Raw genomic sequence first — 25337 nt, 5'->3', positions numbered from 1 at the left:
ATCATCAACAAACACGCACAGGAGATCATCACATGAAGCGCTCTCTGTTCCGCGTCGGCGCGGCCCTGGCTACGCTGGCCCTCGCAGGCACACTCGCTGCCTGCTCCGCTCAATCCTCCACCGACTCCAAGCCCTCTGCCGATTCCTCGACCAGCGCCGAGGCGAACGCTCCCGCCCCCGGCGAGGACGCTGGCTTCGAAGAGCAGCCCCTGGGTGACGAGGTCCACGTGGGCCCCCTCGTCGTGGGTGGCGTATACTTCCAGCCCGTCGAGATGGAGCCCCAGGTGGGCACCCCCGCCGCCGATTCCTCGATGCACATTGAGGCCGACATCGCCGCCGCCGTCGACAACAAGCTCGGCTACGGCGCGGGCGACTTCGTGCCCGGCCTGACCGTGGACTACGCGATCAAGGACAAGTCCGGCAACGTCGTCCAGGAAGGCACGCTCATGCCGATGAACGCGTCCGACGGCCCGCACTACGGCCTGAACCTGCCCAAGCTGGACGCCGGCACCTACGACGTGTCCTTCATGATCAAGCCCCCCAGCGTGTGGCTGCTGCACACCGATAAGACCACGGGTGTCGAGGGCCGCTTCTGGACTGAGCCGCTCGTCGCCGAGTTCCCGGATTGGCAGTGGGATCCCACGGCCGTCTCCTGGTGATCGACGATCGCTTGTAGCGGGGCCGAGGCAGTGGTTCTTATCGGGGACCGCTTGCCTCGGCCCCCGCCCCCTGAGGGGACTAGACTCGACACCGTAGTCGCGTGACTTCGGTGAACCTTTATTTCGGGAGGAAAGCCAATGCTTCAGCAGATGAGCGAAGCAACCTTGACGCTGCTGTTGACGATGATCGCTGTCGGTGCCGTCATCCGCTTTATGCCTGCCGCCGGGCGTGGCCGCCGCGGCAAGAAGGCGCGCTCGGCGGCCGTGTGGGTGGGCATCGGTCTGGGCGTGCTCGCCTCCCTGGCCCTGACGATCATCAACATCGAGGCTCCCAAGTCCGTGAACCGCCAGACCGTCGGCCTGGTGACCCTCCCGGTGGGGATTGTCTTCGCGTTGCTGTTCCTCGCGCTCGTCGCCGTGCGTTCGCGTCGTGTGCGCTCCCTCCTGCCCGGCGATGCCGACGACGAGGCCCGGGCGGCCTCGTCGATGGAAACCGCAGTGAGCGGCGATTCCCTCGTGCGTATCGTCGGTGCCCTCTACATCGCGGCCGCCCTGTTCCGCGCCGTCCCCACGGCCATGAACCAGGCCGTCATGATGCTCTCGGGCGGCGTTGAAATCTACTCGACACCGGTCGTGCTCGCCCTGGTCGGCTACGTGCTGGCCTGGGTGCTGGTGTGTTTCGTCGCCTGGGTGTCCTACCGCCTGTGCTCGTGGAACAACCGTGTGTGGCCGGCGGCTTTCATCCTGATCTCCCTGCTGGCCAACCACTCTCTGATGGTTGTGCGTATCCTCAAGGCCAAGCGCTGGATCTCAACCGGCAAGGAAACATGGGCGGTCATGTCGTGGTTCATCAACCACGAGGCGGTGTTCACGATCGCCGCTGGCCTGGCCCTGTGTGCCGTCGTGGTCCTGACCTGGCTGGCCTCGCGCTCCATCCCGACGGCCGGGGCAAACCCGGCCGAGGGCCGTTTGGGCCGCGCGCGCTCGCGCCTCTATAAGTCTATGGCCGGCACCGCAGCCCTCGGCTACCTGTGCGGTGCCCTGCTCATCACCGTCGGCGTCGCCTACGGCAGCCAGGAGATTGAGCTGTCCCCGCCGGAGTCCTTCAGCGTCGTCGACGACCAGGTGAGCGTCAATCTGGCCGACATCTCCGACGGCCACCTGCACCGCTACGAGTACACGACCTCGGGCGGCGTGAAGGTGCGTTTCATCGTCATCCAGAAGTCCGGCTCCGCCTTCGGCGTGGGCCTGGACGCCTGCGAGATTTGCGGTCCCTCGGGCTACTACGAGAAGGACGGCAAGGTCATCTGCAAGCTGTGTGAAGTGGCGATGAACATCGCGACCATCGGTTTTAAGGGCGGCTGTAACCCGATCCCCATCGAATACAAGGTCTCCAACGGCACGCTGACGGTGCCGATCTCGGCTCTCGAGGCATCGGCCTCCATCTTCGCGAAGTAAGGCTCAGGCGTGTTTCTCCGAATGCTCCGCAGTGCGCTCACGAGGCGCGGTAACCGTCACCTGATGATCGCCCTGACCGTCGCGCTGGGCGCGTGCGTGGCCACCTCAATGCTCTCCGTGATGTTCAACGTGGGCGACAAGGTCAACCAGGAACTGAAGTCCTACGGAGCGAACATCGTGGTGCGCCCCCAGGGCGCTGCCCTCCTCGACGACCTGTACAGCACGGGCGAAGCCACCGAGGCGCGCTCCTACCTGCGCGAGGACGAGCTCGGCAACATCAAGACGATCTTCTGGACGTACAACATCCTCGACTTCGCGCCCCTGCTCAGCGTGTCTGCCACCGATGCGTCGGGCGAACACGTCCCCACGACCGGCACCTGGTTTAGCCACAATCTGGCGCTGGCAACCGGCGAGAGCGTCGAAACCGGCCTGGATAAGCTGCGCGGCTGGTGGAGCATCGAGGGCGCGTGGCCCGCGGACGACGACGATAGCGGTGCCCTCGTGGGATCCGCCTACGCGGCCGCACGAGGCCTCGGCGTCGGGGACTCCTTCACGCTCACCCGCGAAGGAATAAGCCGCGACTTCACGGTGCGCGGCATCCTCACCAGCGGCGACGACGCCGACCGCGGCGTGTTCATCCACCTTGCCGCCTCCCAGGCGCTCATGGGCCGCGAGGGCATCGTCGGCAGCGTCGAGGTATCCGCCCTGACGACGCCGGACAATGACCTGGCGCGCAAGGCGGCGAAGAACCCGAACTCGCTGAGCGTATCCGAGAAGGAAACCTGGTACTGCACCGCCTACGTCTCCTCCATCGCCTTCCAGATCGAGGAAGTCATGACGGACTCTGTGGCCCGCCCGGTCCGCCAGGTCGCCCAGTCCGAAGGCGTCATCCTGGAAAAGACCCAGCTGCTCATGGTCCTCGTGACCGTCCTGGCGCTCATCGCCTCGGCCCTGGCCATTGCGAACCTGGTGACCGCAGGCGTCATGGAGCGTTCCAGCGAAATCGGCCTCATGAAGGCCGTGGGTGCCAAAGACAAGCAAATCATCGCCCTGTTCCTGACCGAAACGGTCATCGTCGGCCTGGTCGGCGGTGCCCTCGGCTACGGCGGAGGCCTCGCCCTCGCGCAGGCGATCGGATACATGGTTTTTGGCTCCTCCATCGCCTTCGTGCCCGTCGTCGTTGGCCTCGTCGCAGTCCTCGTCGTCCTCGTCGTCCTGGGAGCATCCATCCCGGCGATCCGCTACCTGCTGCGCCTCAACGCGGCGGAAGTCCTGCACGGAAGGTGACGCCCATGTCCAGACGAGCAATGTTCTGGCGGATGGTCACCTCCTCCATCCTGCGCCGCCGTTCCCGCGTTCTCATCGCGGTCCTCGCCGTCGCCATCGGTGCGACCACGCTGTCCGGCCTCGTCACGATCGCCGTCGACGTCCCGGCCCAGCTGGCCCGCGAGATCCGCTCCTACGGTGCCAACCTGGTCGTTACCCCCGCCGGGGACGTGCCCATCACGGACGAGGCCGTGGCTGCCGCGACCGCTCAGATTCCCGCGACCGCACTGGTCGGTTCCGCGGCCTTTGACTACGAGACGGTCACGATTAACGACCAGCCCTACGTTGCAGGCGGTGCCGACCTGGAGGCCGTGCACGCCATGAACCCCTACTGGTTCGTCGACGGGCAGTGGCCTGCGGCAAGCGGACAGGTCCTCGTGGGCGAGCAGATCGCCTCGACCATCGACGTGAAGGCCGGGGATGCGATCACGGTGAGCCAGTTGGACACCGGTGCCTCCTCCAAGGGCGCGCACGTCCAGTCCGGAGACGCTGACGCGACCCTCAAGGTTGATCCACGCACCGTCACCCTGACCGTGTCCGGCATCCTCAAGACCGGCGGCAACGAGGACGGCTACGTGTACATGTCCAGCCAGGACATGAGCGCGCTCACTGGCCAGAGTGACACCGTGTCGCTCGCCGAGTACTCGATCGCCCTCGAGGGTGATGAGCTCGCCGCCATCGCCGACGCGATGAACGCCGCGAACCCCGACATTCACGCGCAGACGGTGCGACGCCTCGCCCAGTCCGACACGGGCGTGCTCACTATGCTGCGATCCCTTCTGGTCGTCATCACCGTCATCGTGCTGGCGCTGACCATGATCGGCGTGTCCACCACGATGATCGCCGTCGTCACCGAGCGACGCAACGAGATCGGCCTGCGCAAGGCGCTGGGTGCCACCGCCCGATCCATCACCCGCGAGTTCATGGGTGAGGGCGTCATGCTCGGCCTCATCGGAGGCATCCTGGGGGCCGGGGCCGGTTACGGCCTCGCCGTCCTCATCTCCACCTCCGTCTTCCACCGGAGCATTTCGCTGCACCCCGTGATCCTCCTCGGCACGGTCGCCTGCTCGATCCTCATCGCCGTCCTCGCCTGTCTCCCGCCCGTGCGCCGCGCACTGGCCGTCGACCCCGCGCTCGTGCTGCGCGGAGAATGAGAGTCACCATGACCAGCCCCGACACCACCACCGCCGCGACAGAGCCGAACGAGACCATTGGCGCCTCGTCCTCCACGGACGCCCTGCTCACCCTCGACGGCGTCTCCAAGATCTACGGAGACCTGCACGCCCTCGACGACGTGTCGCTGGAGATCCCGCGCGGCCAGTGGGTCTCCATCGTCGGCCCTTCCGGCTCCGGCAAGACGACCCTCATGAACATCGTCGGTGCCATGGACACCGCCACCAAGGGCACCGTCATGCTCGACGGGCACGACATCTCCGATCTGACGGCCGACGAGCTCACCGAGGTGCGCTGCCGCACCATCGGCCTCGTCTTCCAGCAGTTCCACCTGATCGGCCACCTGACGGCCCTCGAGAACGTCATGGTTGCCCAGTACTACCACTCGATGCCCGACGAGAAAGAAGCCCTCGAGGCCCTCGACCGCGTCGGCCTCGCCGACCGCGCCACCCACCTGCCCCGCCAGCTCTCCGGCGGCGAGCAGCAGCGCGTGTGCGTGGCCCGCGCCCTCATCAACTACCCCAAGCTGGTCCTCGCCGACGAGCCTACCGGCAACCTGGACGAAACCAACGAGGAGATCGTCCTCGACCTGTTCAACCAGCTCCACCAGGAGGGCACGACCCTCATGGTCGTCACCCACGACGCGCTCGTCGCCGAACAGGGCCAGCGCGAGATCCGACTCGACCACGGTAAGGTCGTGAAAGAAACCTGGCACAACCACGATTGCGAACAGCGCGCCTCCGGGCTCATCGTGCCCGGTCGCGACGGCAGCGCGCGCAGCGGAAAGGACAAGGTGCGATGATCACGCCCACCACTGTTGAGAGCCGATCCCGTTGGGCGGCGCCGGCCTCGTACGCGGTCCTCGGGGCCCTCGGTGCGACCATCCTGGCAGCGTGCACGCCCTCTACCGGCCTGGACATGACCAAGCCCATGAGCGACGGTACGTGGACCGCCCAGTCCAACGCCGACGACCAGGGCTCCATCGGCACCATCACCATCACCGTCGAGGGCGGACGCATCACCGCCACCTCCTACGAGACGACGCTGGCCGACGGCACGGACAAGGGTGCCGACTACGGCAAGAGCTCGTCGGGCGAAGTCTTCAACGAGGACTACTACAAGAAGGCCCAGGCCGCCGTCGCCTCCTATCAGGAGTACTCCGAGAACCTCACCCAGGTCGGCGACCCCGCCAAGGTCGACGTCATCACCGGCGCGACCGTCGCCCACCAGCAGTTCGTACAGGCCGCCATCCGCGCCATCGCCGCCGCCCAGGGCGTGTCCCCCGACGGTGCCGACGACATCAACATCCCGGGCCTGAACGACGCCACCAAAGACGGCGAACTCGACAAGGACCTCGGAGGCTCCGACGGCTGAGCCGATCCCCGTGGCGGGGGCCGACGTCGCGCGGGACGAGGCTGGAGTGCCTCACCCGACCCACGTCGCGGCACACCTCCGTGCCGCTGAATCCAACGCGTCCGCCCGCGGCTCAAGCGCCCAGGATGTTGCTTCAACCGTCGACCCTGCTGCGGCCCCTGCTGCGTCACCGTCCGATGCGCAGGCCTGCCTCGCAGCTCCGCCGATGTGGCGTTCGTCCTTCCCCGCGATGGGTACCCGCGTCGACATCATCGGCTGGGGCGGGGACGGCATGTCGATCGTCAACGCCGTCGTCGAGGTTGTGGCGCGCCACGAGGACATGTGGAGCGTGTTTCGGCCAACCTCAGAAATCTCGCGCCTCAATGCCTCCTTCGACGATGCTCACCTCGATGAAACGCCGCTGCCCGCGCGGGCGTTCAGTGATGTTATTGACAACGCCTCATCGTCGCCCGCCCGCATCCCCGCGGCCCGTGCGGATGTCGGCGAGAATACCAACGTGGCGGATACCGCGGTCGATTGCCCGCCACCATCCCACGACGGAGACGCGCGCGCTCAGACCGGACCCGGCCTCGTCGTGAGCGAAGAAACGGACCGTCTGCTGCGATGCTCTCTGGTGCTCGCGGAGGCGACAGGGGGCGCGTTTAACCCGCTGATCGGCCCGCTTGTGGCCGCGTGGGATGTGAAGTCCATGCGGGCAGCGTACGTCGCGGGATCCCCGATGCCGCCAGCGCCCGACACGACGGCTATTCAGGCGGCGATGACTGCCTCGTCTCTCGAATGCCTCACGCGCATCGGTGAGCGACGATGGGCGCTGCGTGCGCCAATTGCTGACGTCGATCCTGCGCGCGAAGGTGGCACCGGACTCTTCCTCAGGCACCCCCGCGCTGCCCGCGCCAGAGCTGATTCAGAAGCTCGATCCGTGGACACTTGGCATGAGCGAGACGACCGTGTCTCGAGCAGATTTTTTGGCTCGGCAATCGACTCGGATACGGGCGCGTCTACTGCGCCGAGCTCCCCGACATCCGGCGATAACTTGTCGCGGCCGCGCGTGGACCTGGGTGGCATCGCAAAGGGTTACACGGCGGACGCGTGCCGAGACCTCGCGGTGAGCTTGGGGGCCCGCGGCGTCCTCGTATCCGTGGGAACGTCCTCGGTATCCGTGTACGGTACCCGCTCTGATGGGACCCCCTGGCGTGCCGGGATGCGAGACCCGAATGGTTCGCCCACCCGTGTCGCCGATGTCGTTGAGTTGCCCGCCGACGGCATGGCATCCCTGTCGACCTCGGGCGACAACCTTGGCCCGCTCGGTGGGCTGGTGCGCCGCGGCGATCGAGACGGTGGCGGCGGAGAGTCTGCTGGGTTAGATGCGGCTGGTGCCCCAGCTCCTGAAGCTTCCGTTGAGTCGGCGCCGGCCTCGCGTGTCGTCGGGGATGCTCCTACTGCGTCAGACGCTGCCGGTTCTGGCATCACGGCGTCTGCGGCCCCGCGTGATCTGTCCCCCGCTGCGCTAACTGATGGCCTCGTCTTCGCGTCGGGTGCGTGTGAAACGTTGCGTGAAACAAGCGAGATAGGCGCACGCCTGCTCACCCACCACATCATCGACCCGCGCACGGGATGCTCGGCACGCTCCGGCGTGCGACAGGTCAGCGTCGTGGCGACGTCAGGGGTGCTAGCAGAGGCACTGTCCACGGCGCTGCTCGTCGATCCGTCAATCGATGTGGCAGAAGTCGTCGCCCGATGGTCCCGAGACAGTGGCACCCCGGCCTCCGCGCGAGTCGTCAGCCTGGTTGGGGTGGCGCAAGGTTGACGTTCAGGAACGAGGCGCTTTAGTCAGAGTCTGGGGGGACAGAGTCTGTGGATCGATCAACCCGGCTTACTTGGCGGGAGTGATGTCGCGCTGCCGCGCGCATCCCAGGCTCCTAAGGGTGTGATGGTTTCTGCTTGTTGCTGTTGCTGTTGCCGTTGCCGTTGCTGTTGGTTCTTCGGCGTTTGCTACGTGGAGGAAGCTGCGACAGCTGGATGCAATCGCGTCGTGCCTGACGGTCTCGTAACGCTCGGATGGTTGTGACACTGCGACACCAGTTTTGAATGCGGCAACAGCCGCTCTAAGTAACATCGGTTGGTCGCGTGCCGGTGGACAGGATGCTGGGCGGCGGCGGTTACGATGCCGCGATCTCCGGTTGGTCGCGTGCCGGTGGACAGGATGCCAGGGCTGATGCTGAGGTCGGAAGCAATAGCTCCCGCCCCGATCATCGAGTGTTCGGGAGTTGTCATCGTTGCATATTCGCCGTCGCTCGGGGCACAAGTCGCTCGGAAGGCATCCGTTGCGGTGCCCTGCACCTATTGTGGGGCGCTGCATCCGTTGCGTGGCGCTGCACCCGTTGTGGGGCGCTGCACCCGAACAGAAGGGGTGTAATGCCGACGGATCGGGTGCACTGCTGCTTGTGTTGCGGCTGTTGTGGTGGTGTGTTGCGCTCCGTTGTCGGCCACTGCTCCCGTTGGAGTGCTGTGTGGCGGTTGGCGCTTGATTGCGCGCTGTCCCGTTGGAGTGCTGTGTGGCCGTGTGCCTGTTGTGGTTCGCTGTACCTGTTGTGGGGCGCTGCATCCGTTGCGTGGCGCTGCACCCGTTGTGGGGCGCTGCACCCGAACAGAAGGGGTGTAATGCCGACGGATCGGGTGCACTGCTGCTTGTGTTGCGGCTGTTGTGGTGGTGTGTTGCGCTCCGTTGTGGGCCACTGCTCCCGTTGGAGTGCTGTGTGGCCGTGTGCCTGTTGTGGTTCGCTGTACCTGTTGTGGGGCGCTGCACCCGTTACGTAGCGCTGCACCCGAACAGAAGGGGTGTAATGCCGACGGATCGGGTGTAGCGCAGTCTCGAACACGTAAAGGCGCGGTCAGTGTAGGGGAGAGCGTATCTAACTGCGACGAGGATAGGAACGCAATACGCTCTTTCCACAGCCCCTTGTTGGTGTTGTCGGTTATCCACAGCGGGTGATTGTGTTGATGAAACGGGCGTGTGAGGCTGCAAGAATCCACATATGAACAGCCACCAATTGACAGTAATTCGTTCCTCGGACGGGTTCCGAATGGCCCATGCGGAAAAGGAATCAGATGCTTGCTTGCACGTGATGCGGGGGTACTACGTTCGAGTTGAAGATCAGCGTCTTCTTGAGACTCCATGGAGTACTTGGACAACAGTGGCGCGAGCGCGCCTCCTCGCTGTTCACGCGTCAGGGAGTGGGGATCGAGTATTTGTTGGGGCAAGCTCACTCGCCTGTCGAGGCATCCCTCTGTGGGAGGCGAATCCGGACGTATTTGTTTGGGCTCATACTCGCCGCGGCAGCAAGCCTCTGCGACTGATTCGTGCCGCAGGCTTTCACGTGCCCGCAGTTTCGGTGCGATGGTCTGTTATTCCTCCGCTAGAGAGAGAAGTGCAGGCTGTTGGAGGTGTCCTAGCTGAAGGCGTCATAGGTGCTGCGGTGCGAATGGCTTGCTGGTCAGAGAACCTGAGTGCATTTGTTGGGATCTGTATGGTGCTGCATAGGCAGTCGTCGTTTTCCCCCTTTTCGCAGGAAGAATGTCGTCGCCGGGCGGATGGAGTCAAGTCGCAGATGCTGGGTAGGCTGGCCGAGTGGCACCAACGACAAGGCAACATACCGTCACAGCGCGCTGAAGCCATTATTCGAGCCGCTGATCCTGGATGCGAGAATCCGGCTGAGGCTGCCTTGCTGTGGGTATTGAAGACTGTTTGTTCATTCGATGCGGTCACTCAGCATGAGGTCGTCGTCAATGGGCGGCGCTACTTCGTAGACATCGCGCTTCCTGGCCTCATGATCATCTTTGAGTTCGATGGGATTGGCAAGCTTGGAATGACTGACGCTGAGTTTTCTGAGGCGAAACGCGAATGGATCCAACGCGAGAACGACCTGCGCAGCGCCGGATGGAGGATCTACAGGGTTTCGTGGCCGGACTATGAGGACATGAACAGACTGAGAGCGTGGGTGGCTGAGCTGTTGATGCCGTACCAAGCATCGATCCCTGCGTCGGCTCAGAGGTTGTGGGCGGAGCCCACGCAGGCCTGCGACGGTCCGAATCGGCGTTTTCACACGGCTGGATGGCGGCGTTGAGCGTAGGCGACCGACACTTGATCGGAGGAGTCGCGCGTGTTGCATGCTGCGCAGGTTGGAGGACCCGCTGGTTGTGTGGCGTCTAGGTTCTAGTGGTGGTTACAACGGATCTTGGTGAAGGAGCTCGTTGTGGCTAGTCTTGGTCGCGTATTTCAGGGGGGTGGTGTGCGTGTTAAGGGCGAGCAACCGCCGTGGGGTGCTGCACCCGTTGTGTGGTGCTGCACCTGTTGTGTGGCGCTGCACCCGAACAGAAGGGGTGTAGTGCTTACGGATCGGGTGTACTGCTGCTTCTGTTGCGGCTGTTGTGGTGGTGTGTGGTGGCGTGTTGTGCTCCGTTGTGGGCCGGTGTTCCCGTTGGGGTTTCGTGCCGTGGTGCACCCGTTGTGTAGCGCTGCACCTGTTGTGTGGCGCTGCACCCATTACGTAGCGCTGCACCCATTACGTAGCGCTGCACCCGTTACGTAGCGCTGAACCTGTTGCGGGGCGCTGCACCCGAACAGAAGGGGTGTAGTGCTTACGGATCGGGTGTACTGCTGCTTGTGTTGCGGCTGTTGTGGTGGTGTGTGGTGGCGTGTGGTGGCGTGTTGTGCTCCGTTGTGGGCCGGTGTTCCCGTTGGGGTTTCGTGCCGTGGTGCACCCGTTGTGTAGCGCTACACCCGTTGTGTAGCGCTGCACCCGAACAGAAGGGGTGTAATGCCGACGGATCGGGTGCAGCTCCCTTGAAAACAAGTGCTATCGAGGCAGTCTATTGACAAACGACAAATGATGAAGGACGCACATCCCTCGACGCTCGACGATTGCTGTCGGGCGGCTGCGGCGTGGTGTTTCGTTTGGTTGAGTAGTCTGCGACGTGTGTTGGTGGGATGCTGAGTGCCGGGTTTTGGCGCGGATTTCCGCGCCGATTGCGCATCAGTAGGAGGCGGCGCCCGTGTCGCCTCCGGGGTGGTTACGGGGAGGCTCAGGTACTTGTGCGGTGACCTCACTGCCGTTGATCGTCACGTCGCCGTTGATGACGAGGCTCGGTTCCGGCGGGAAGAGCCTGGCCATCGTTGACTGACGTTTCAACCACGCGACGATCGCCAGGACGATCCCGATGGCGATATAGATGATGTGTTGAACCGTGGGGTTGTCGGCCAGGCGCGGGGCGATCTCGTCGGCTATCTTCAGGACGAGGCCAAGCATGATGACGAGGCTGGAAGCGACGACGAAGGGGAAGCTGACGATCTTGTAGGTGTGGGCCGACCTCAGGTAGAGCCACCTATTGAGGGCGTGGTATCCGAATCCGGCGGCCATCATCGCCAGGGTTGCCCAGATGTAGTGGGCTTGCCTGGTCGAGGTGAGCCACCACATGTGATCGACGGTGAAGGTGCCGACCGCGCCGATGATGAGGAGGTAGTCGGGGGAGAAGAGGAGCCACAGGACGAGCTTCTTGTAGTACCAGATGGCGAAGAGGACCACCAGCCACAGCAGCACGGCGACGAAGAAATACATGCTTGCATTGTACCTGACCGATTGGTATGAGCGCTGCGTTTTCCGTCCTGTCAGGTCGGTGGATAGAACTGTTCTCAGCTGTTGAGAGAGAAAGTCCGAAGCTTGTCACTCCAGGGTAGGAAGGTGCAACGCTTGTCACCGCGTGCCTAGCGCGGCGCCAGCCACGCCACAGGTGATGCTCGCACAGATCCAGTTCTGACACCGCGACGCCTAGCGCGGCGCCAGCAGCGTCGCCAGGTGGATGCCACCGCGGTCCGCCAGCTGTGCGGCTTGGGTGCGGCACGAGAAGCCGTCCGCCAGGTACACGGCCTCCGGATGTGCTGACAACGTGGGTAGCAGTGAGTGTGATGCGACCGCGACCGACAGATCGTAGTGGCCCGCCTCCATGCCAAAGTTGCCGGCTAGGCCGCAGCAGCCCTCGAGGCGTGTGACGCGCGCTCCCAACGACTCGAGCAGCGCCTGGTCCGTGTCCCACCCCATGACGGAGTAGTGGTGGCAGTGCGGCTGCGCGACGATCTCGACGCCCTCCAGGCTCGGCAGGCGACGGGCGGATGCGGGAACCGCCGACAGCACCTCCGCAAGGGTGTGGGTCGCCCCTGCCACGAGCACCGAACGCGGGTCGTCGGGCAGCAGGTCCGACAGGTCGTCGCGCAGCACCGCCGTGCACGATGGCTCGACGCCGACGATCGGGATTCCCGCCGCAGCGAAAGGGGCGAGTGTACCGAGAAGTGACGTGAGGTGCTTCTTGGCCCCCGTCAGCTGACCCGTTGTGATCCACGTGAGCCCGCAGCACGCATCCGGCGCGACGATCACAGCGAAACCGTTGGCCTCAAGTACGTCGACTACTGCGCGCGCACCCGTGTCGTCCAGGGTCTGGCTAAACGAGTCCGCCCACACGAGCGCGTACGGCCGCCCGCCGGGATCGCGCGGGCCGGTCAGGATCGGGGAATCCGGCAGCGACGAGGCAGTGGCCGCCTCGCGCTCGCGGGCTGAGTCAGACCAGGCAGGGGTGTTGCCGTGCTCGCGGGCAGAGGTGCCGGGGTCAGAATGGGAAGGGACGGACGTGGCGAGCAGTGACCGGCGCCGAGCCCACGCGTTGAAGGTGCCGGACTGGAGGTCGGGCATGCCGCGGCGAGGGTCGAGGCCAATGATGCGGAAGGCCATGGACCGCAGCGGTGCTACTGACATGAGTGCGTTCGCGACGGCGGCCAGCCCGGGCACGCGAGCGGTGACGCGGGTGAGGCGCGGTAGCCAGCCGAGCGTGTAGTGGCTGAGGGGACGCGGGCGTCCTCGGTAGGTGCGGAAGAGGGCCTCGGAGCGGTAGCGGGCCATGTCGACGCCGGCGGGGCAGTCGGCCGAGCAGGCTTTGCAGGCTAGACACAGGTCGAGGGCTTCGAGGACCTCGGGGGAGTCGATGGCCTTCACGAGCTGCGAGTTTGCGGCCTCCTGGAGGATGCGAGCGCGGCCTCGGGTCACGTCCTTCTCGTCGCGCGTGGCCAGGTAGGACGGGCACATGAAGGTTCCCGATACTCCCGCTCGGCACTTGCCCACGCCGGTGCAGCGGTGGACGGCGGCCGTGAAGTCGCCGCCGTCGTGGGTGAACGCAAATCCGCCGTCCGCGGGCATCGGTCGGGCGGACACTCGTCGCAGGTTGCGATCGAGAGGATCGACGCCTGGCTGCAGCTCTACGGAATTCCCGGCGAAACCGGAAGCGCGCGCCTTCGAGCGGGAAGCGGCCTCGGCCTCGTCCATGGGTGCGGCGAGGACTCCCGGGTTGAGGAGGTTGCCCGGGTCAAAGACGTGCTTGACGCGCGCGAAGAGGTCGAGCATCTCGGGGGAGTACATGAAGCGCAGGAGCTCGCCGCGGGCGCGGCCGTCGCCGTGCTCGCCGGAAACGGAGCCTCCGTGCGCGGCGCAGATACGGGCCGCGGACTGTAGGAATGCGCGCGAGTGGGCGACGCCCTCGGGGGTCTCGAGGGGCATGGAGAGGCGCACGTGTACGCAGCCGTCGCCAAAGTGACCGTAGAGGAGGCCGTCGATGTCGAACTCTTCCATGAGGGCGGTGAAGTCCCGGAGGTAGTCCCCGAGTTTTTCGGGTGGGACGGCAGCGTCCTCGAAGCCGGGCCAGGCCTGCTGGTCGCCGCCGCCCGCGCCGTCTGGGGGCGTGCGTCCGCCCAGGCCCGCACCGTCCGCGCGGATCCTCCACAGCGCCGAGGCCTGCGTGCCCGGCGGGTACACGACCGTATCGACGGCGGCCGAGTCGGCGCATAGGGTGCGTGCGCGCTCGAGGGTGACCTCCAGGTCCTCGCCGGGGGCACCGACCTCGACGAGGAGCCAGCCGTCGCCCTCGGGCAGGGCGGGGACGGCACCTGGCCCCTTGTGTGCGCGTACGACGTCGACGAGGCGGCGGTCCATGCCTTCCACGGCGAGGGGCGAGTGGGCGAGCAGCGCGGGCACGTCGTCGGCCGCGTCGATCATGGAGTGGTAGCCGAGGGCCGCCAGGACCGGTGCCTCGGGCAGGGGGACGAGGCGCACGGTGATGGACAGGATGAGGACGAGCGTTCCCTCGGTGCCCGCGAGCATAGCGGCGAGGTTGCGCCCTCCTTCGGGGGTGAGGTGCTCGAGGGAGTAGCCGGAGACCTGGCGCTTGAATCGGCCGAGTTCGGTGCGGATGGGGGCCAGGTTTGAGTCGATGAGCGAGGCTAGTCCCGGCACGTCGCTGAGTGCGCCGTCGTGTCTGGTCGTGGCCGTGAAGCGCCGCCCCTGTCCGTCGACGCAGTCCAGGGACACGATGTTGTCGCAGGTGCGCCCCCATGCGGTCGCGTGTGGGCCGCAGGCGTTGTTGGCGACCATGCCGGCGATTGTCGCGCGGTTCTGGGAGGAGGGGTCAGGGCCGAAGCGCAGCCCGTGCGTGCCCGCGGCTGCCTGCAGGGTGGAGCCGACGCAGCCGGGCTCGACGGTGGCGGTGCGTGCCTTGGGGTCGATCGAGATGACGCGGTTCATGTGGCGCGAGAAATCGAGGACGAGGCCGGGGCCGATCGCATTGGATGCGCAGGAGGTGCCGCCGCCTCGGGCGGTGAGGGGGACGCCGTGGGCGCGGGCGAGGTCGAAGGCCGCGATCGCCTGCTCAGGCGTGCGGGGGAACGCGACGGCCAAGGGCGGGATGCGCGTGAGACCGGCGTCGGAGGAATAGCGCGCTCGCGTGCCTCTCGAGGAGTCGACGTCGATCAGTGTGCGCAGGTCCGTCAGGAAGCTCTCGCTCATGAGGCCAGTGTGTCACGATGGCGCGGCAGCGGCCCGGGGTATCCGGTGTGCGGATGGTTGATCGCAATGGTGGCTTGGGCGGATGCTGGCGTGGAGGGGTCGTGGGCGATTGACGAGGGAGAGGGCCGCGGCATCTCGATGCGTGCGGCCCTCTAATTAGGCGGGTTCCGGGTCGTCACGGAAGAGATTTGGGAAAGGTGTCACGGGGACGGGCATGCGCTCGACGGGAGGGAAGTGAGGGCTGACTGTCTGGTCAGAATGTGGGTACATGCGCGGCCATGAGTGAGCGTCCAGGCGGTAGGGGGATAATTCGCGGCGAGTCTCCTCGGAAGCCGGAACTCGTGGTTCTGGTGCCGAGTATTCAACGATGCGCAGGTCTTTTCTGCCCATTGTTCGCCACCCTGTCTGTTGCTGATAACCTGATGCGCAGTAGTCTAACCGCTTGGAAGATGATCTGTCATCCGTTCCGTGCGCAACACAAGGTATCCTACACGACATTGGTCCTATGTAGGCAGGGAAACGAGAATAGTTGCTCAGAACATGTCAGTGGCCAGTCTTGTCGCTTGTGCGGGCTTCTTTGATGGCCGCCCACTCCTCATCGGTGGTTGGCTTGGAGCCGGCGACAATGTTGGCAAAGTCCTGCGACGTGCGGGTGCCTTCGTGGAAGTAGGCCATGTGGTGGTCCAAGGCGTGCTGAAAGCGATGGACGATCGCTCCCAATGGATTCTTACCCTTAGGGTCGACGAAAGGCGGTACGTATTTTGCCGAATCTGTGACGTCGCCGCTCAGATGGGTGATTCCGTCGAGGTAGCGGGGGTCGCTGCCGTATCCGCTTGAGGTATATGGATTGAGATTCTGAACGGAATCGGATCGCGGGATGGCAGAAACGTAGACGTTATCCGGTGGTACGTTGTAGGCGTCGATAGTGTCAGCGCCAGCACCGGGGGAGCCTGCCATTATGAAGCGGTCGACAGTACCGGGAGCAACGAGGGTCATTGATCTGCCGGATGTGGTTGAGCCGTAAGAGTGTCCGATAAGGGTGTTGGTGAACGCGTGGCCGTTGGCATTTGCGCTCGCCCGCAGCCCCTCCTCGAAGCGGGCTAGCTTGGGGGCTCCGCGTTCGGCATAACCGATGTCCGCCGCCTGGACGATGTCTACTCCGGAGTTCTTCGGCGCCACGTAGCCGAGATAGGAGATCGTCGCGACGTTTCCTGGGTCGACTCCCGCATAGGCGGTCTGTTGTCTTAGGCGATCGTTGAAATCCATGTAGTATCCGAGGTCTCCACGCACGTTTGTGCCGATGCCGGGGACGGTGGTTGATACGTGGGTCGCTGTGTCGGGATTGCCGGAGGAGACGATCGCGGTCGTGCGCTTGTACTTCTCGTCGTAGTTGAAGTCGAGCAGGTAGGCGGGGGCGTGGCCCTTCTTATAGCGCTCTAAATTGTTGGTTTGCGTGTCGATGGCGAGCAGGTCATGGTAGGCCTCCTTCGCAATGTCAAGACGTTGTTTCGCTTGTTGGAGCTTGCCGTCGGGAAGGTGGTTCAAACTGGCTGGCGCGTTGGGGGTGCCCTTCTTTGCGGCACTTGTCTCGTCGGCGAGCGCCTTGTTGTATTCGCGCTGTGCCTTATCGGCTTCTTCTTTTGCTTTTTCAAGCGCGCCTTTTTGATAGTCACCGTGGGCGTCCGTGTAGCCGTTGAGTGCATGCCTGTTGGCCCTGTCTCGGGCAGAAGCCGGGAGGCCGTCGAGGTGGCGAACCTCGTCTGGGCAGTGGTCGATGAGGTGCTTCTGCTGCGTCTCGGGTAGTGAGTTCCACCAGGCGGCAACCTGGGAGGGTGTCCAATCCTTCTTTGGGTGGTCGGGAACGCCGGCGACTTTGTTGTCTTTCTTGTCCCCGTCGGTGTAGGTGTCGGTGTTGATGTCGCTGAGCGCGTGATAGAGATCCGTGTCGACCTGGTCGGCTTGCTTGATGACGTCCTTGATCCCCTGCTCAAGGGCGTACTTTGCTGAAGAGGTTCCACCGCGCTGTGTCTTTGATCCGTCTCCGACGACGCTGCCGTCATTGAGGATCGTGCAGTCGTTCGTCTCGGCGTAAGCCTGTAGGGCGTTGATGTTCGCCATGACGGTCGCGACCCCGTCGCGTGCGCCTTCGATGGCGATGAGAGCACCGTTGACGTTGGTGAGCGCGCGCTCAAGCGATGCGAGGTTCGAGATGGTCGTCGCGCGCATGGCCGTGACGGCGTTGCCCTGCGACTGGACCGCCTGCAGTGCCCCCTCGCCCTGTTCGTAGGCGCTGCGAAGGCCGCTACTTGCCTCGAGGAGGTCGCTCCCGATGGAGTCAAGGGGGCCTGTCTCCCATTCGAGGATGTCTGCCCATGAGATCGCCATGCTTTACTCTCCCTTCGCGGGGCCGACGGGCGGGCAGGGTTCGGGTGTGCTCGCCATGATGTGTTGGAGTGACTGCTGGTTGATGTCTTCGGTCGCTTGGAACTCGGTGGCTGCTGCCTGAACGTTGTCCGCGAGTCCCTCGAGGGAGGTCTTCAAGGCTGTCAGCTGGTCCTCCATGTGCTCGCCCGCGTATTGGGCCTGCTTATAGGCCGATCCTCCCGGCATGGCCGACTGCACCTGGGACAGGTTGAGGGGCAGTGTCGTGTAGGTTGCGATGCTCGCGGAAAGTTCGCGCAGCTCAGTGGAGAACTTTTCGAGGTCGCCTTGGCGGATGTCGAGGTCGGGCATCGGAGTTGTGTCCTGGAGTCGAATGTGTGCGTTACTGGTCCACTATTCTACCGACTTGAAGGAGCGTGGTAGCTGCGGGTTCATGCGGTGAGATGGCAGGCGAATGCGTCTTGTTCGCACGCATGATTACGTGGTATCTGTCGCAATGTCCCCGTGTCACCCGAGTTTCTTTTGGAACGTATGAAACAATGGCCACGAGCGCCCCATACACGTGAAGGAAAGAGCGATGGCCCTGTTTGAGTTCGAGGATGGTCACCTCGTACCCGCTCAATTTGGATACCCGGTCGCCCAAGACCTGGGCCCCGACCTCGTCGACGCTATCTGCGCGCAGGTCCTGCAGATCGTCTCGCGGCCGCTGTTCCCCGTGACCTGGCGTGATATGACAGGTCAGGGGGACGAGGAGGCACCTCGCCTGACGGCCCTCGACGTGACCGGACAGATCGTCTCTGTCGAAATCCTCAAAGAACTCGACTCGGAGGCCCTGATTACCTCTCTGTCGCGCCTAGCTGAGGTCGCCTCAATCTCCTGGTCGGACCTGGCTGCTGAGTACCCCTCGGGGTCCGATGGATTCCTCGCCGGTTGGGCGCAATTCCGCGACTCGATGCCTCCGGCGGTGGGGCCTGGCCCGCGACTGATCATCGTCGCGGGTGAGATCGCCCCCTCGGTGCGCCCGGCTCTGTCCATCCTGGCGACGTCCGGCGTCGAGGTGCACCTCATGAACCTGCGCCAGATGTCGAACGGACGTCTCTTCCTGGACGTGAACGCGGTGGGTCCGCGCCTGTACGGCCACGCCCCGCAGCTTCTTGCCTCCGCGCCCGCGCCCGAGATCGTGGCACCCGCAGATGACACCGTCGAGGAAGTCTCCTCCAAGGCAAGTGTGATCCCCGCGCCCGCCGCGGAGACTCCGGGCGAGGAGGATGCGGAGACTCCCACGACTCGCCCCACGCCCAAGGTTGCCCCGCACCTGCGCGGCGTCTCGCGCTACCCGATGGACGAAGAGCCCCCGCCCCCATACAAGCCTGCAGATAAGGATGCGGCGGATGAGGAGCCTTCCGATGAGAGCGCAGAGATCGAGCCGGACGAATGGGTCGACGAGTCCTACGCCCCCGAGCGCGACGAGCGCATCGACGATCCTGAGGATAGGGATGAGTCCGAGGATACGCATGCGTCCGAGGATACCGAGGCTGAGATGGATGCCGAGCGCGAAGCCGCCCGCGAGCACGCCGAAGATTCTGAGGACGAGCGCACCTCCGACGAGGGCAGCCTCGATGCGGACGACGCTCACGACCACGATGCCCGTGAGCACGACGAGGCCGTGGACGCTTCGACGGACGACAATGATCAGGTGGGCGAGCAGGGGGAGACCGAGACTGGTCAGCGTGTCGAGTCCGAGGCCAACCCCGTCGAAAACGCCGAGGACGTCGACGATGCCGAACTGGTCGACGAGCTGATCGATCGCGAGAACGCGCCTGCGGCTGAGTCGGTCGCTGCTGAGCGGTCCCCCGAGGCGGCTGACGTCACCGAAGGGCAGGAGAACTCCGAGGCCGAGAAGCCTCGCTGGGAGCGCCCCGCCCACATGAGCCGACGCGCGACTCGTCGCGCTCGCGAAGAATCCTCTGAGCTCAACGATGGGGGAGCAACCGCTGCAGCCACCGCCTCCTCCGTGGATCGCTTCGAAGAGTCCGCCGAGGTCGCCCAGGCGCGCGCGGAGGGCCTGCCGATCCTCGGCCGTGACGAGTCCGGTCTGCGCACCCTCGCGCAGATCCTCGGCCAGGACACTCCCCTCGTGGCCCGCTCCGAGCTTGGGCTGCCTGCGGACCTCGTGCTCGCGGCGAGCGGCGCGGTGTCTGGCGCAGGCCTGACCTACCCGTCGCTCGACACTCTCCTGACCGCGCGCGGCCTGGGGCACCTTGACGTCTGGGGGCAGGTCCGTATCGGCGACCGCCTGGGACCGACCCTGTCTGAAGCGCTCGACGAGATCAACCGCGAAATCGTGCGCGAGTACGCTCAGGCGCCGCGGACCCACCATTTGGCCAAACACTGACGAAGCAAGCGTAACACCCGCGGCGAGGCCCGCGGACGCTGGAGACGCGCGTAGTCGTCAGGAAAGGCCCGGGATCTCGCGATCCCGGGCCTTCGGCGTATGGACGGGCCTAGCGCACAAAGGCGTCCAGCCATCCGCGCATCGTCGCGTACACGGCCTCACGAACCGGGGCATCCGACAGGACCAGGTCATGCTTGCCGGAAAAACGCGCGATCGTCACCAGATTCGATAGGCCCAGGCTCCGCTGTGCGATCACCTCGGGGTCCAAAACGGTGTCGGACGTAAAGGCGCGCTCGCACCACTCGTCGTCGACATACGAGGAGGTGGATACCATCGACAGGACGGGGCACTCCAGGTGCACGTCCTTCTCGACCGTGTCGTGCCCGGCCATAATCGCCTCCAGCCACGAGGCAGGCACCGGGTAGGACTCGGGTCGCTTCCACTCGAGGGCGATCGGCCAGCCGGTGACCGATGGGTCCTCGGGTTCCAGTCCCTCGGGGATGGGCAGGTCCGAGGAGGCGCGCCCGGCGAGAGAACGCCCATAGTGTCCCGCTCCTCCCGCGGGAACCTCCCACATGGGGTTGCGTGAGGCGATGCGCCCGATGACGGGGGCCATTGCTCCGCGCCAGGCGGCCATCGACTGCATTTCCAACCACGCCGAGTTCAGGATGAGGCCGTCGAGGACGCCCGGGTGGCGGTGTGCCCACAGGGTGGCGATGAGGCCGCCCGTCGAGTGACCCATGAGGACGAACGGCTCATCGTCGCGCTCCGAGCGGATGATCTCGATGGCCTCGCCGATTTCCTCGTCGTACACGGACAGGTCGTCCGTATATCCGATGGTTTGGTGGGGGCGCAGGGAACGCCCGTACTTGCGCATGTCCAGCGCGTAGAACGCGGCACCTGCCTCGCGCAGTCGCTCGGCCATCTCGGTTTGGAAGAAGTAGTCGTTGCGCCCGTGCAGGTACAGGATCGTCATGCGTGCGTTCTTCGGCGGCGTGGCTCGCACGAGGGTCGCGACGCATGGCCCTTCCGCGTCGTCGATCAGCTCGATCGAGCGCGACTCGTACCCGTCCCCCAGGATGTCCGCGCGCCAATCGGAGCCGGGAGGGCCGGCTTCGCCCCAGGGTGCCATGACATCGCACCCGGCAGTCCCCTCGTGCGACGAGGCCGGGGTCTCCACCTCGGGCAGGTCGTGCGGGCCGCTCGTGTCGGGCGTCAGCTCGTCGCCGGGTGTGGGGTCGTTGGTAACGCTCATGTGACCAGCATAACGTGCGAGGTCGCCCTGGCCTCGTTGATGAGAAGAGGAGACCCGGGCGGCCCCGGCGACAGTGAACGCGGATCAGGCGAAGGATGAGGCGCGCGATGGGATTCTCTCGTTGAGGAACTCGTCGAGGAGAGCCGTCAGTTGGTCGTGCTCGATGAGGAAGCCGTCGTGTCCGTGGTCCGAGTGGATCTCACGATAGAAGGCGCCGGAGATGCCGGCCGCCATCTGCCAGACCTGTTCGGGGAAGAACAGGCGATCCGAGTCGACCGCGACGACGAGCGTGCGTGCGGTCACGGCCTTGAGCGCCTCGGCGATGCCGCCGCGGTCGCGACCCACGTCGTGGGAGAGCATCGTGCGGCATAGCGTCACGTAGGAACCCGCGTCGAAACGGCGCACGATCTTCTCGCCGTGGTAGTCCAGGTAGGATTCGACCGCGAGGCGCCCGCCGTGCAGCGGATCCTCGTCGTTTTGGGGGATGCGGCCGAAGCGCTCGTCCAGCTCCGAGGGGGAACGGTAGGTCGTGTGCGCGATCTGGCGGGCGAGCGCGAGGCCTGCGGTGGGGCCGGGGCCCGCGTAGTAGTCTCCGCCGCGCCACGACGGATCCAGTTGGATCGCGCGAATCTGCGTATGCGTCCATGCCGCCTGGTCGGCGGTGGTCTGCGCGCCCGAGGCCACGACCACGAGGCGGCGCACACGCTCCGGGTAGCTGACAGCCCACTCGACGGCGCGGTGTCCGCCCAGCGAAGTGCCCACGACGATGTTCCATTCGTCGATGCCCAGCAGGTCTGCCAGGCGGGACTCGGCGTACACCTGGTCACGCGTGGAGATCACGGGGAAGTGCGAACCCCAGGGAGCGCCGTCGGGGGCGAGGGACGCCGGGCCCGTGGACCCCTGACAGCCGCCGAGCACGTTCGCGGCCACGACGAAGTAGCGGTCAGTGTCGATGATGCGCCCCGGTCCCACGATCTGCTCCCACCAGCCGGGGGTTGGCTGCCCGGGCGCTGCCTCACCGCACACGTGCGCGTCGCCGGTCAGCGCGTGCAGGATGAGGACCGCGTTCGACGAGGCCTCGTCCAGTTCGCCCCACGTCTCGTAGGCGAGCGTCACGGAGGGCAGGATCGCGCCGTTCTCCAGGCGCTGAGCGCCCAGGTTTGCGAACTTGCGGAAGGCGACCGGGTCGCCCTCGCGCCACGCGCCGGAGGTGGGTGCGGGGGGCATGTTGTGTCGGCTCATTCGGTCCTTCTTTCGCGGCGGCGGGGACGGGGGAGGGGCGGCCTCGGAGCCTCAGGAGTGCGTCTTTTGTCTCCGAGGCCGCAGACGAGTGTGTTAAGCCGTGGCCGCGCGGGCGGCGTCGAAGCCGAGCTGCAGATCGGCGAGGATATCCTTGATGTTCTCCAGGCCGATCGACAGGCGCACCGTGCCAGGAGCGACGCCGGCCTTCACCAGCTCATCGTCGGTCAGCTGCGAGTGCGTCGTCGATGCCGGGTGGATGACGAGGGACTTTGCGTCGCCGATGTTGGCCACCACGGGCAGCAGCTGCACGCCGTCCGCGAAGGCTCGACCTGCCTCGTACCCGCCCTTGATGACGAAGGAGAGCAGGCCTCCCGTGCCCAGGGGCGCGTACTTCTTGCCCAGCTCGTAGTGGGGGGAGGATTCTAGGCCCGCGTAGTTGACGGACTCGACGTCCGGATGGGCTTCCAGGAATTGCGCGACCGCCAGTGCGTTGGAGACGTGCCGCTCGACGCGCAGGGACAGGGTCTCGATGCCCTGAGAAATGAGGAACGCGTTGAAGGGTGAGGTGACGGCGCCCAGGTCGCGGTTGATGAGCGTCTGGATGCGGAGCAGGAACGCCAGGTTCGCGCCCAGCGCGCCGCCCACCCCCAGGTCACGGGCGTAGACGAGGCCGTGGTAGGACTCGTCCGGCGTGTTGTACAGGGGGAAGCGCTCGGGCTGGGCGGCGAAGTCAAAGTTCCCCGCGTCGATGATGACGCCCGCGATCGACGTGCCGTGTCCGCCCAGGTACTTGGTGGCCGAGTGGACGACGATGTCGGCACCCCACTCGATCGGGCGGATCAGGTAGGGGGTCGCGACCGTGTTGTCGACGATGAGGGGCACGCCGACCTCGTGTGCGAGGGCCGCGATGGGCTCGATGTCGAGGATGTTGCCCTGCGGGTTGGGGATGGTCTCACCGAAGAAGGCGACGGTCTTGTCGTCGGCCAGCGCCCGCCACGCGTCGATGTTGAGCGGGTCGGACACGAAGCGGGTCTCGATGCCCAGGCGGCCCAGCGTGTTCTTCAGGAGGGTGACCGTGCCGCCGTACAGGGCGGGGGAGGCGACGATGTTGTTGCCGGCGACGGCAAGGGCCAGGATCGCCAGGGCGGTCGCGGACTGGCCGGAGGAGACGAGGAGGCCGCCGACGCCGCCCTCGAGGGCAGCGATGCGCGAGGCGACCGCGTCTGTCGTCGGGTTGGTCAGGCGCGTGTAGATGGGACCCAGCTCCTGCAGGGCAAAGCGGTTCGCTGCCTGCGCGGTGTCCTCGAAGGCGTAGGACGAGGTCTGGTAGATGGGTAGCGCGGTCGCGCCCGTCGCGGGGTCGAGGTCGTATCCGGCGTGGATCTGCTTGGTTTCGAAGGACCATTCGTTAGCGGTCATATCGCGGCTCCTCGGGGTCGGGGGTGTCGTCTCTGGTTCCCCTCCGGCGGGCCGCAGATGCGGTGAAATGAACATGCGTCGAGGCGCGTCCCGCTGTCGGGGGACTGCGCGGCAGTCGCTTGTGCTGACGCGCAGTCAGCGGCACATTCGACGGTTCATGACTCCAATTCTTTGCCATAGGCGAGGTCGTGTCTGCGCGGTCCCGGATGGTGGACTTTTGTGACAGCGGGAATGTGTTGCCAGGATATGTGACAAGACTCACTATTATGGTTGAAAGTGGGATGAAAATGCCGTAATTGTGGGGTAAGTATGGGGCGGGTGTTAATAATGTTGCAATTGTTGCGTACGTGAAGGTTGAGTTTCTTGGTGTGTTTGTTGCCAAGGGTGACGAAAGTGGATAGGCTTTTCCCTGGCACGCGCCCGCTGGCGCACCCAATCAGACGAGATGAGACAACGATGAGACGACGCAGAACCATTCGCACAGGCCTGACGGCTATCGCCGCCTGCGCCCTCCTCGTGCTGCCCCAGATGGCGCAAGCCGCCCCCTCCGAGGAAGAGATCGCAGCCGCGAAGGCCGCCGAAGAGGCCGCGAAGATGAGCGTCGCCCAGATTGAGGTCAAGCTCGCCGAGGTCAGTGCCCGAGCCGCAACCGCGACCCAGAATGCGCAGATCGCCGGCGAGGATCTCAACGAGGCGAACATAGCCTTGTCCGAGGCGACAGCAACGGCGACCCGGGCCTCCTCCGAAGCCGACGCCGCCGAAGCCGCCTTCCAGGAGGGCAAGCAGCAGATCGCCTCCGTCGCCCAGGCCGCCTACCGAGGCGGTGGCGGCACGCTCGACTCGCTTGCCCCCTACCTCGACTCCGACGGACTGCGTAGCGTCGAGGCGAAGCAGGCCGGCATCAACTCCTTCTCATCCTCGGCCGAGGCGAAGATGCAGAACGTCGCGGCTCTCGAGCAGGTCGCAAAGGTGACGCGCGATGCCGCGAATTCCGCGCTCGCAAACCAGCAGGCTGCCACCGACGCGGTCAAGGCCCGCACCGACGCCGCCAACGATGCCGCGGCCGTCGCGCAGAACGAGGCCGCGATTGTCGCCGCCCAGCGTGGCGCCTACGTGCAGGAGCTCGCGACCAAGCAGAACACGACCGTCGACCTCATCAACCAGCGTGAAGCCGCCCTCGAGGCCGAGCGTCAGGAAGCTGCGCGCATCGCCGCCGAGCAGGCAGCCGCTGCCGCCGACGCCCAGCGTCAGGCCGACGCCGCCGCCGCAGCTGCCGCAGCTGCCGCAGCTGCCCCAGCCCAGGCATCGTCCTCATCGGACGACGAGGACGATGACGACTACTCCTACACTGCGCCCTCCTACTCGTACGAGGAGCCCTCGTACTCGGCACCCTCCTACTCCGGCGGCGGTGGCGCTTCCACGGCCATCGCGACCGCGAAGAGCTACCTCGGAGTGCCCTACGTCTGGGGCGGCGAATCCTACGGCGGCGTGGACTGCTCCGGCCTGACCATGCTTGCCTGGGAGAGCGCGGGCGTCGACCTGCCGCACCTCTCCCGCGCCCAATACAGCTACGGAACGCACGTGCCGATCGGATCCATGGAAGCCGGCGACCTGATCTTCTGGTCCTCCAACGGAACCCAGTCCGGCATCTACCACGTTGCCATCTACCTGGGCGACGGCCAGATGATCGAGGCCCCCACCTTCGGCGTGCCCGTGCGCATCACCGGCGTGTACAGCTGGGGCTCGATCATGCCCTACGCCGTGAGGCTGTGAGG

18 protein-coding genes are annotated in these 25337 nt (G+C 65.5%); 11 read left to right on the top strand and 7 right to left on the bottom strand.

Annotated features, from left to right (window positions below; genetic code table 11):
- Nucleotides 1–32 precede the first annotated feature (32 nt).
- The 8 genes from RDV55_RS03535 to RDV55_RS03500 all read left to right on the top strand — a co-directional run bounded on the left by RDV55_RS03535 (nt 33) and on the right by RDV55_RS03500 (nt 10114).
- Nucleotides 33–659, top strand: a complete 627-nt coding sequence (locus tag RDV55_RS03535; protein WP_111824060.1) for an iron transporter — start codon at nt 33–35, stop codon at nt 657–659.
- 138 nt (nt 660–797) lie between these two features.
- Nucleotides 798–2117, top strand: a complete 1320-nt coding sequence (locus RDV55_RS03530) for a DUF2318 domain-containing protein (RefSeq protein WP_111824059.1) — start codon at nt 798–800, stop codon at nt 2115–2117.
- 21 nt (nt 2118–2138) lie between these two features.
- Nucleotides 2139–3404: an ABC transporter permease gene (locus tag RDV55_RS03525; protein ID WP_111824058.1), complete on the top strand. Its 1266-nt coding sequence runs from the start codon at nt 2139–2141 to the stop codon at nt 3402–3404.
- Nucleotides 3405–3409: 5 nt separating this feature from the next.
- Nucleotides 3410–4597 carry an ABC transporter permease gene (locus RDV55_RS03520; RefSeq protein WP_111824057.1) on the top strand — a complete coding sequence of 396 codons (1188 nt, stop codon included), beginning with the start codon at nt 3410–3412 and terminating at the stop codon, nt 4595–4597.
- An 8-nt stretch (nt 4598–4605) separates the two neighbouring features.
- Nucleotides 4606–5418 carry an ABC transporter ATP-binding protein gene (locus tag RDV55_RS03515; RefSeq protein WP_174703825.1) on the top strand — a complete coding sequence of 271 codons (813 nt, stop codon included), beginning with the start codon at nt 4606–4608 and terminating at the stop codon, nt 5416–5418.
- On the top strand, nt 5415–5990 hold the full coding sequence (locus RDV55_RS03510) for an FMN-binding protein (RefSeq protein ID WP_111824055.1): 576 nt from the start codon (nt 5415–5417) through the stop codon (nt 5988–5990). Before RDV55_RS03515 ends, RDV55_RS03510 begins: the two co-directional genes overlap by 4 nt.
- Before the next feature lie 46 nt (nt 5991–6036).
- Nucleotides 6037–7797, top strand: a complete 1761-nt coding sequence (locus RDV55_RS03505) for an FAD:protein FMN transferase (protein ID WP_245907738.1) — start codon at nt 6037–6039, stop codon at nt 7795–7797.
- A 1801-nt stretch (nt 7798–9598) separates the two neighbouring features.
- Nucleotides 9599–10114 (top strand): putative endonuclease domain-containing protein, encoded by a 516-nt coding sequence (locus tag RDV55_RS03500; protein ID WP_309187991.1) that lies wholly within the window; start codon nt 9599–9601, stop codon nt 10112–10114.
- Between the two features lie 909 nt (nt 10115–11023).
- On the opposite strand, the gene RDV55_RS03495 is transcribed toward RDV55_RS03500, so the two are convergent.
- Both RDV55_RS03495 and RDV55_RS03490 read right to left on the bottom strand, forming a co-directional pair.
- Nucleotides 11024–11605 (bottom strand): hypothetical protein, encoded by a 582-nt coding sequence (locus tag RDV55_RS03495; RefSeq protein ID WP_111824053.1) that lies wholly within the window; start codon nt 11603–11605, stop codon nt 11024–11026.
- A gap of 210 nt (nt 11606–11815) precedes the next feature.
- A complete protein-coding gene (locus tag RDV55_RS03490; RefSeq protein WP_111824052.1) occupies nt 11816–14869 on the bottom strand; it encodes an FAD-binding and (Fe-S)-binding domain-containing protein in 3054 nt (1017 codons plus the stop codon).
- 9 nt (nt 14870–14878) lie between these two features.
- On the opposite strand from RDV55_RS03490, the gene RDV55_RS03485 reads away from it, so the two are divergent.
- The gene (locus RDV55_RS03485) at nt 14879–15025 is read left to right on the top strand and encodes a hypothetical protein (RefSeq protein ID WP_165835860.1); all 147 of its coding nucleotides are present in this window, start codon (nt 14879–14881) and stop codon (nt 15023–15025) included.
- Between the two features lie 387 nt (nt 15026–15412).
- Here the strand turns inward: RDV55_RS03485 and RDV55_RS03480 are convergent, their stop codons facing one another.
- Together RDV55_RS03480 and RDV55_RS03475 are read right to left on the bottom strand one after the other, a co-directional pair.
- Entirely contained in the window at nt 15413–17254 is a 1842-nt protein-coding gene (locus RDV55_RS03480) for an alpha/beta hydrolase (RefSeq protein ID WP_111824050.1), read from the bottom strand.
- Nucleotides 17255–17257: 3 nt separating this feature from the next.
- Complete coding sequence (locus RDV55_RS03475) at nt 17258–17602, bottom strand: type VII secretion target (RefSeq protein WP_111824049.1); 345 nt, start codon at nt 17600–17602, stop codon at nt 17258–17260.
- A 226-nt stretch (nt 17603–17828) separates the two neighbouring features.
- On the opposite strand from RDV55_RS03475, the gene RDV55_RS03470 reads away from it, so the two are divergent.
- Entirely contained in the window at nt 17829–19646 is a 1818-nt protein-coding gene (locus tag RDV55_RS03470; protein ID WP_111824047.1) for a hypothetical protein, read from the top strand.
- A 109-nt stretch (nt 19647–19755) separates the two neighbouring features.
- On the opposite strand, the gene RDV55_RS03465 is transcribed toward RDV55_RS03470, so the two are convergent.
- From RDV55_RS03465 to RDV55_RS03455, 3 genes are all read right to left on the bottom strand, one after another.
- Entirely contained in the window at nt 19756–20901 is a 1146-nt protein-coding gene (locus RDV55_RS03465) for an alpha/beta hydrolase (RefSeq protein WP_111824046.1), read from the bottom strand.
- 84 nt (nt 20902–20985) lie between these two features.
- A complete protein-coding gene (gene metX / locus RDV55_RS03460) occupies nt 20986–22143 on the bottom strand; it encodes a homoserine O-acetyltransferase MetX (protein ID WP_111824045.1) in 1158 nt (385 codons plus the stop codon).
- A gap of 93 nt (nt 22144–22236) precedes the next feature.
- Nucleotides 22237–23562: an O-acetylhomoserine aminocarboxypropyltransferase/cysteine synthase family protein gene (locus RDV55_RS03455; RefSeq protein WP_111824044.1), complete on the bottom strand. Its 1326-nt coding sequence runs from the start codon at nt 23560–23562 to the stop codon at nt 22237–22239.
- A 456-nt stretch (nt 23563–24018) separates the two neighbouring features.
- Here RDV55_RS03455 and RDV55_RS03450 point away from each other — a divergent pair, with 456 nt between their 5' ends.
- Nucleotides 24019–25335: a C40 family peptidase gene (locus tag RDV55_RS03450; protein WP_111824043.1), complete on the top strand. Its 1317-nt coding sequence runs from the start codon at nt 24019–24021 to the stop codon at nt 25333–25335.
- The last annotated feature ends 2 nt before the right edge of the window (nt 25336–25337 follow it).

Source organism: Schaalia odontolytica (assembly GCF_031191545.1).
Lineage (GTDB): Bacteria > Actinomycetota > Actinomycetes > Actinomycetales > Actinomycetaceae > Pauljensenia > Pauljensenia odontolytica.
The sequence above is the reverse complement of the archived record's forward strand: the minus strand, read 5'-3'. Positions and strand labels throughout refer to the sequence as shown.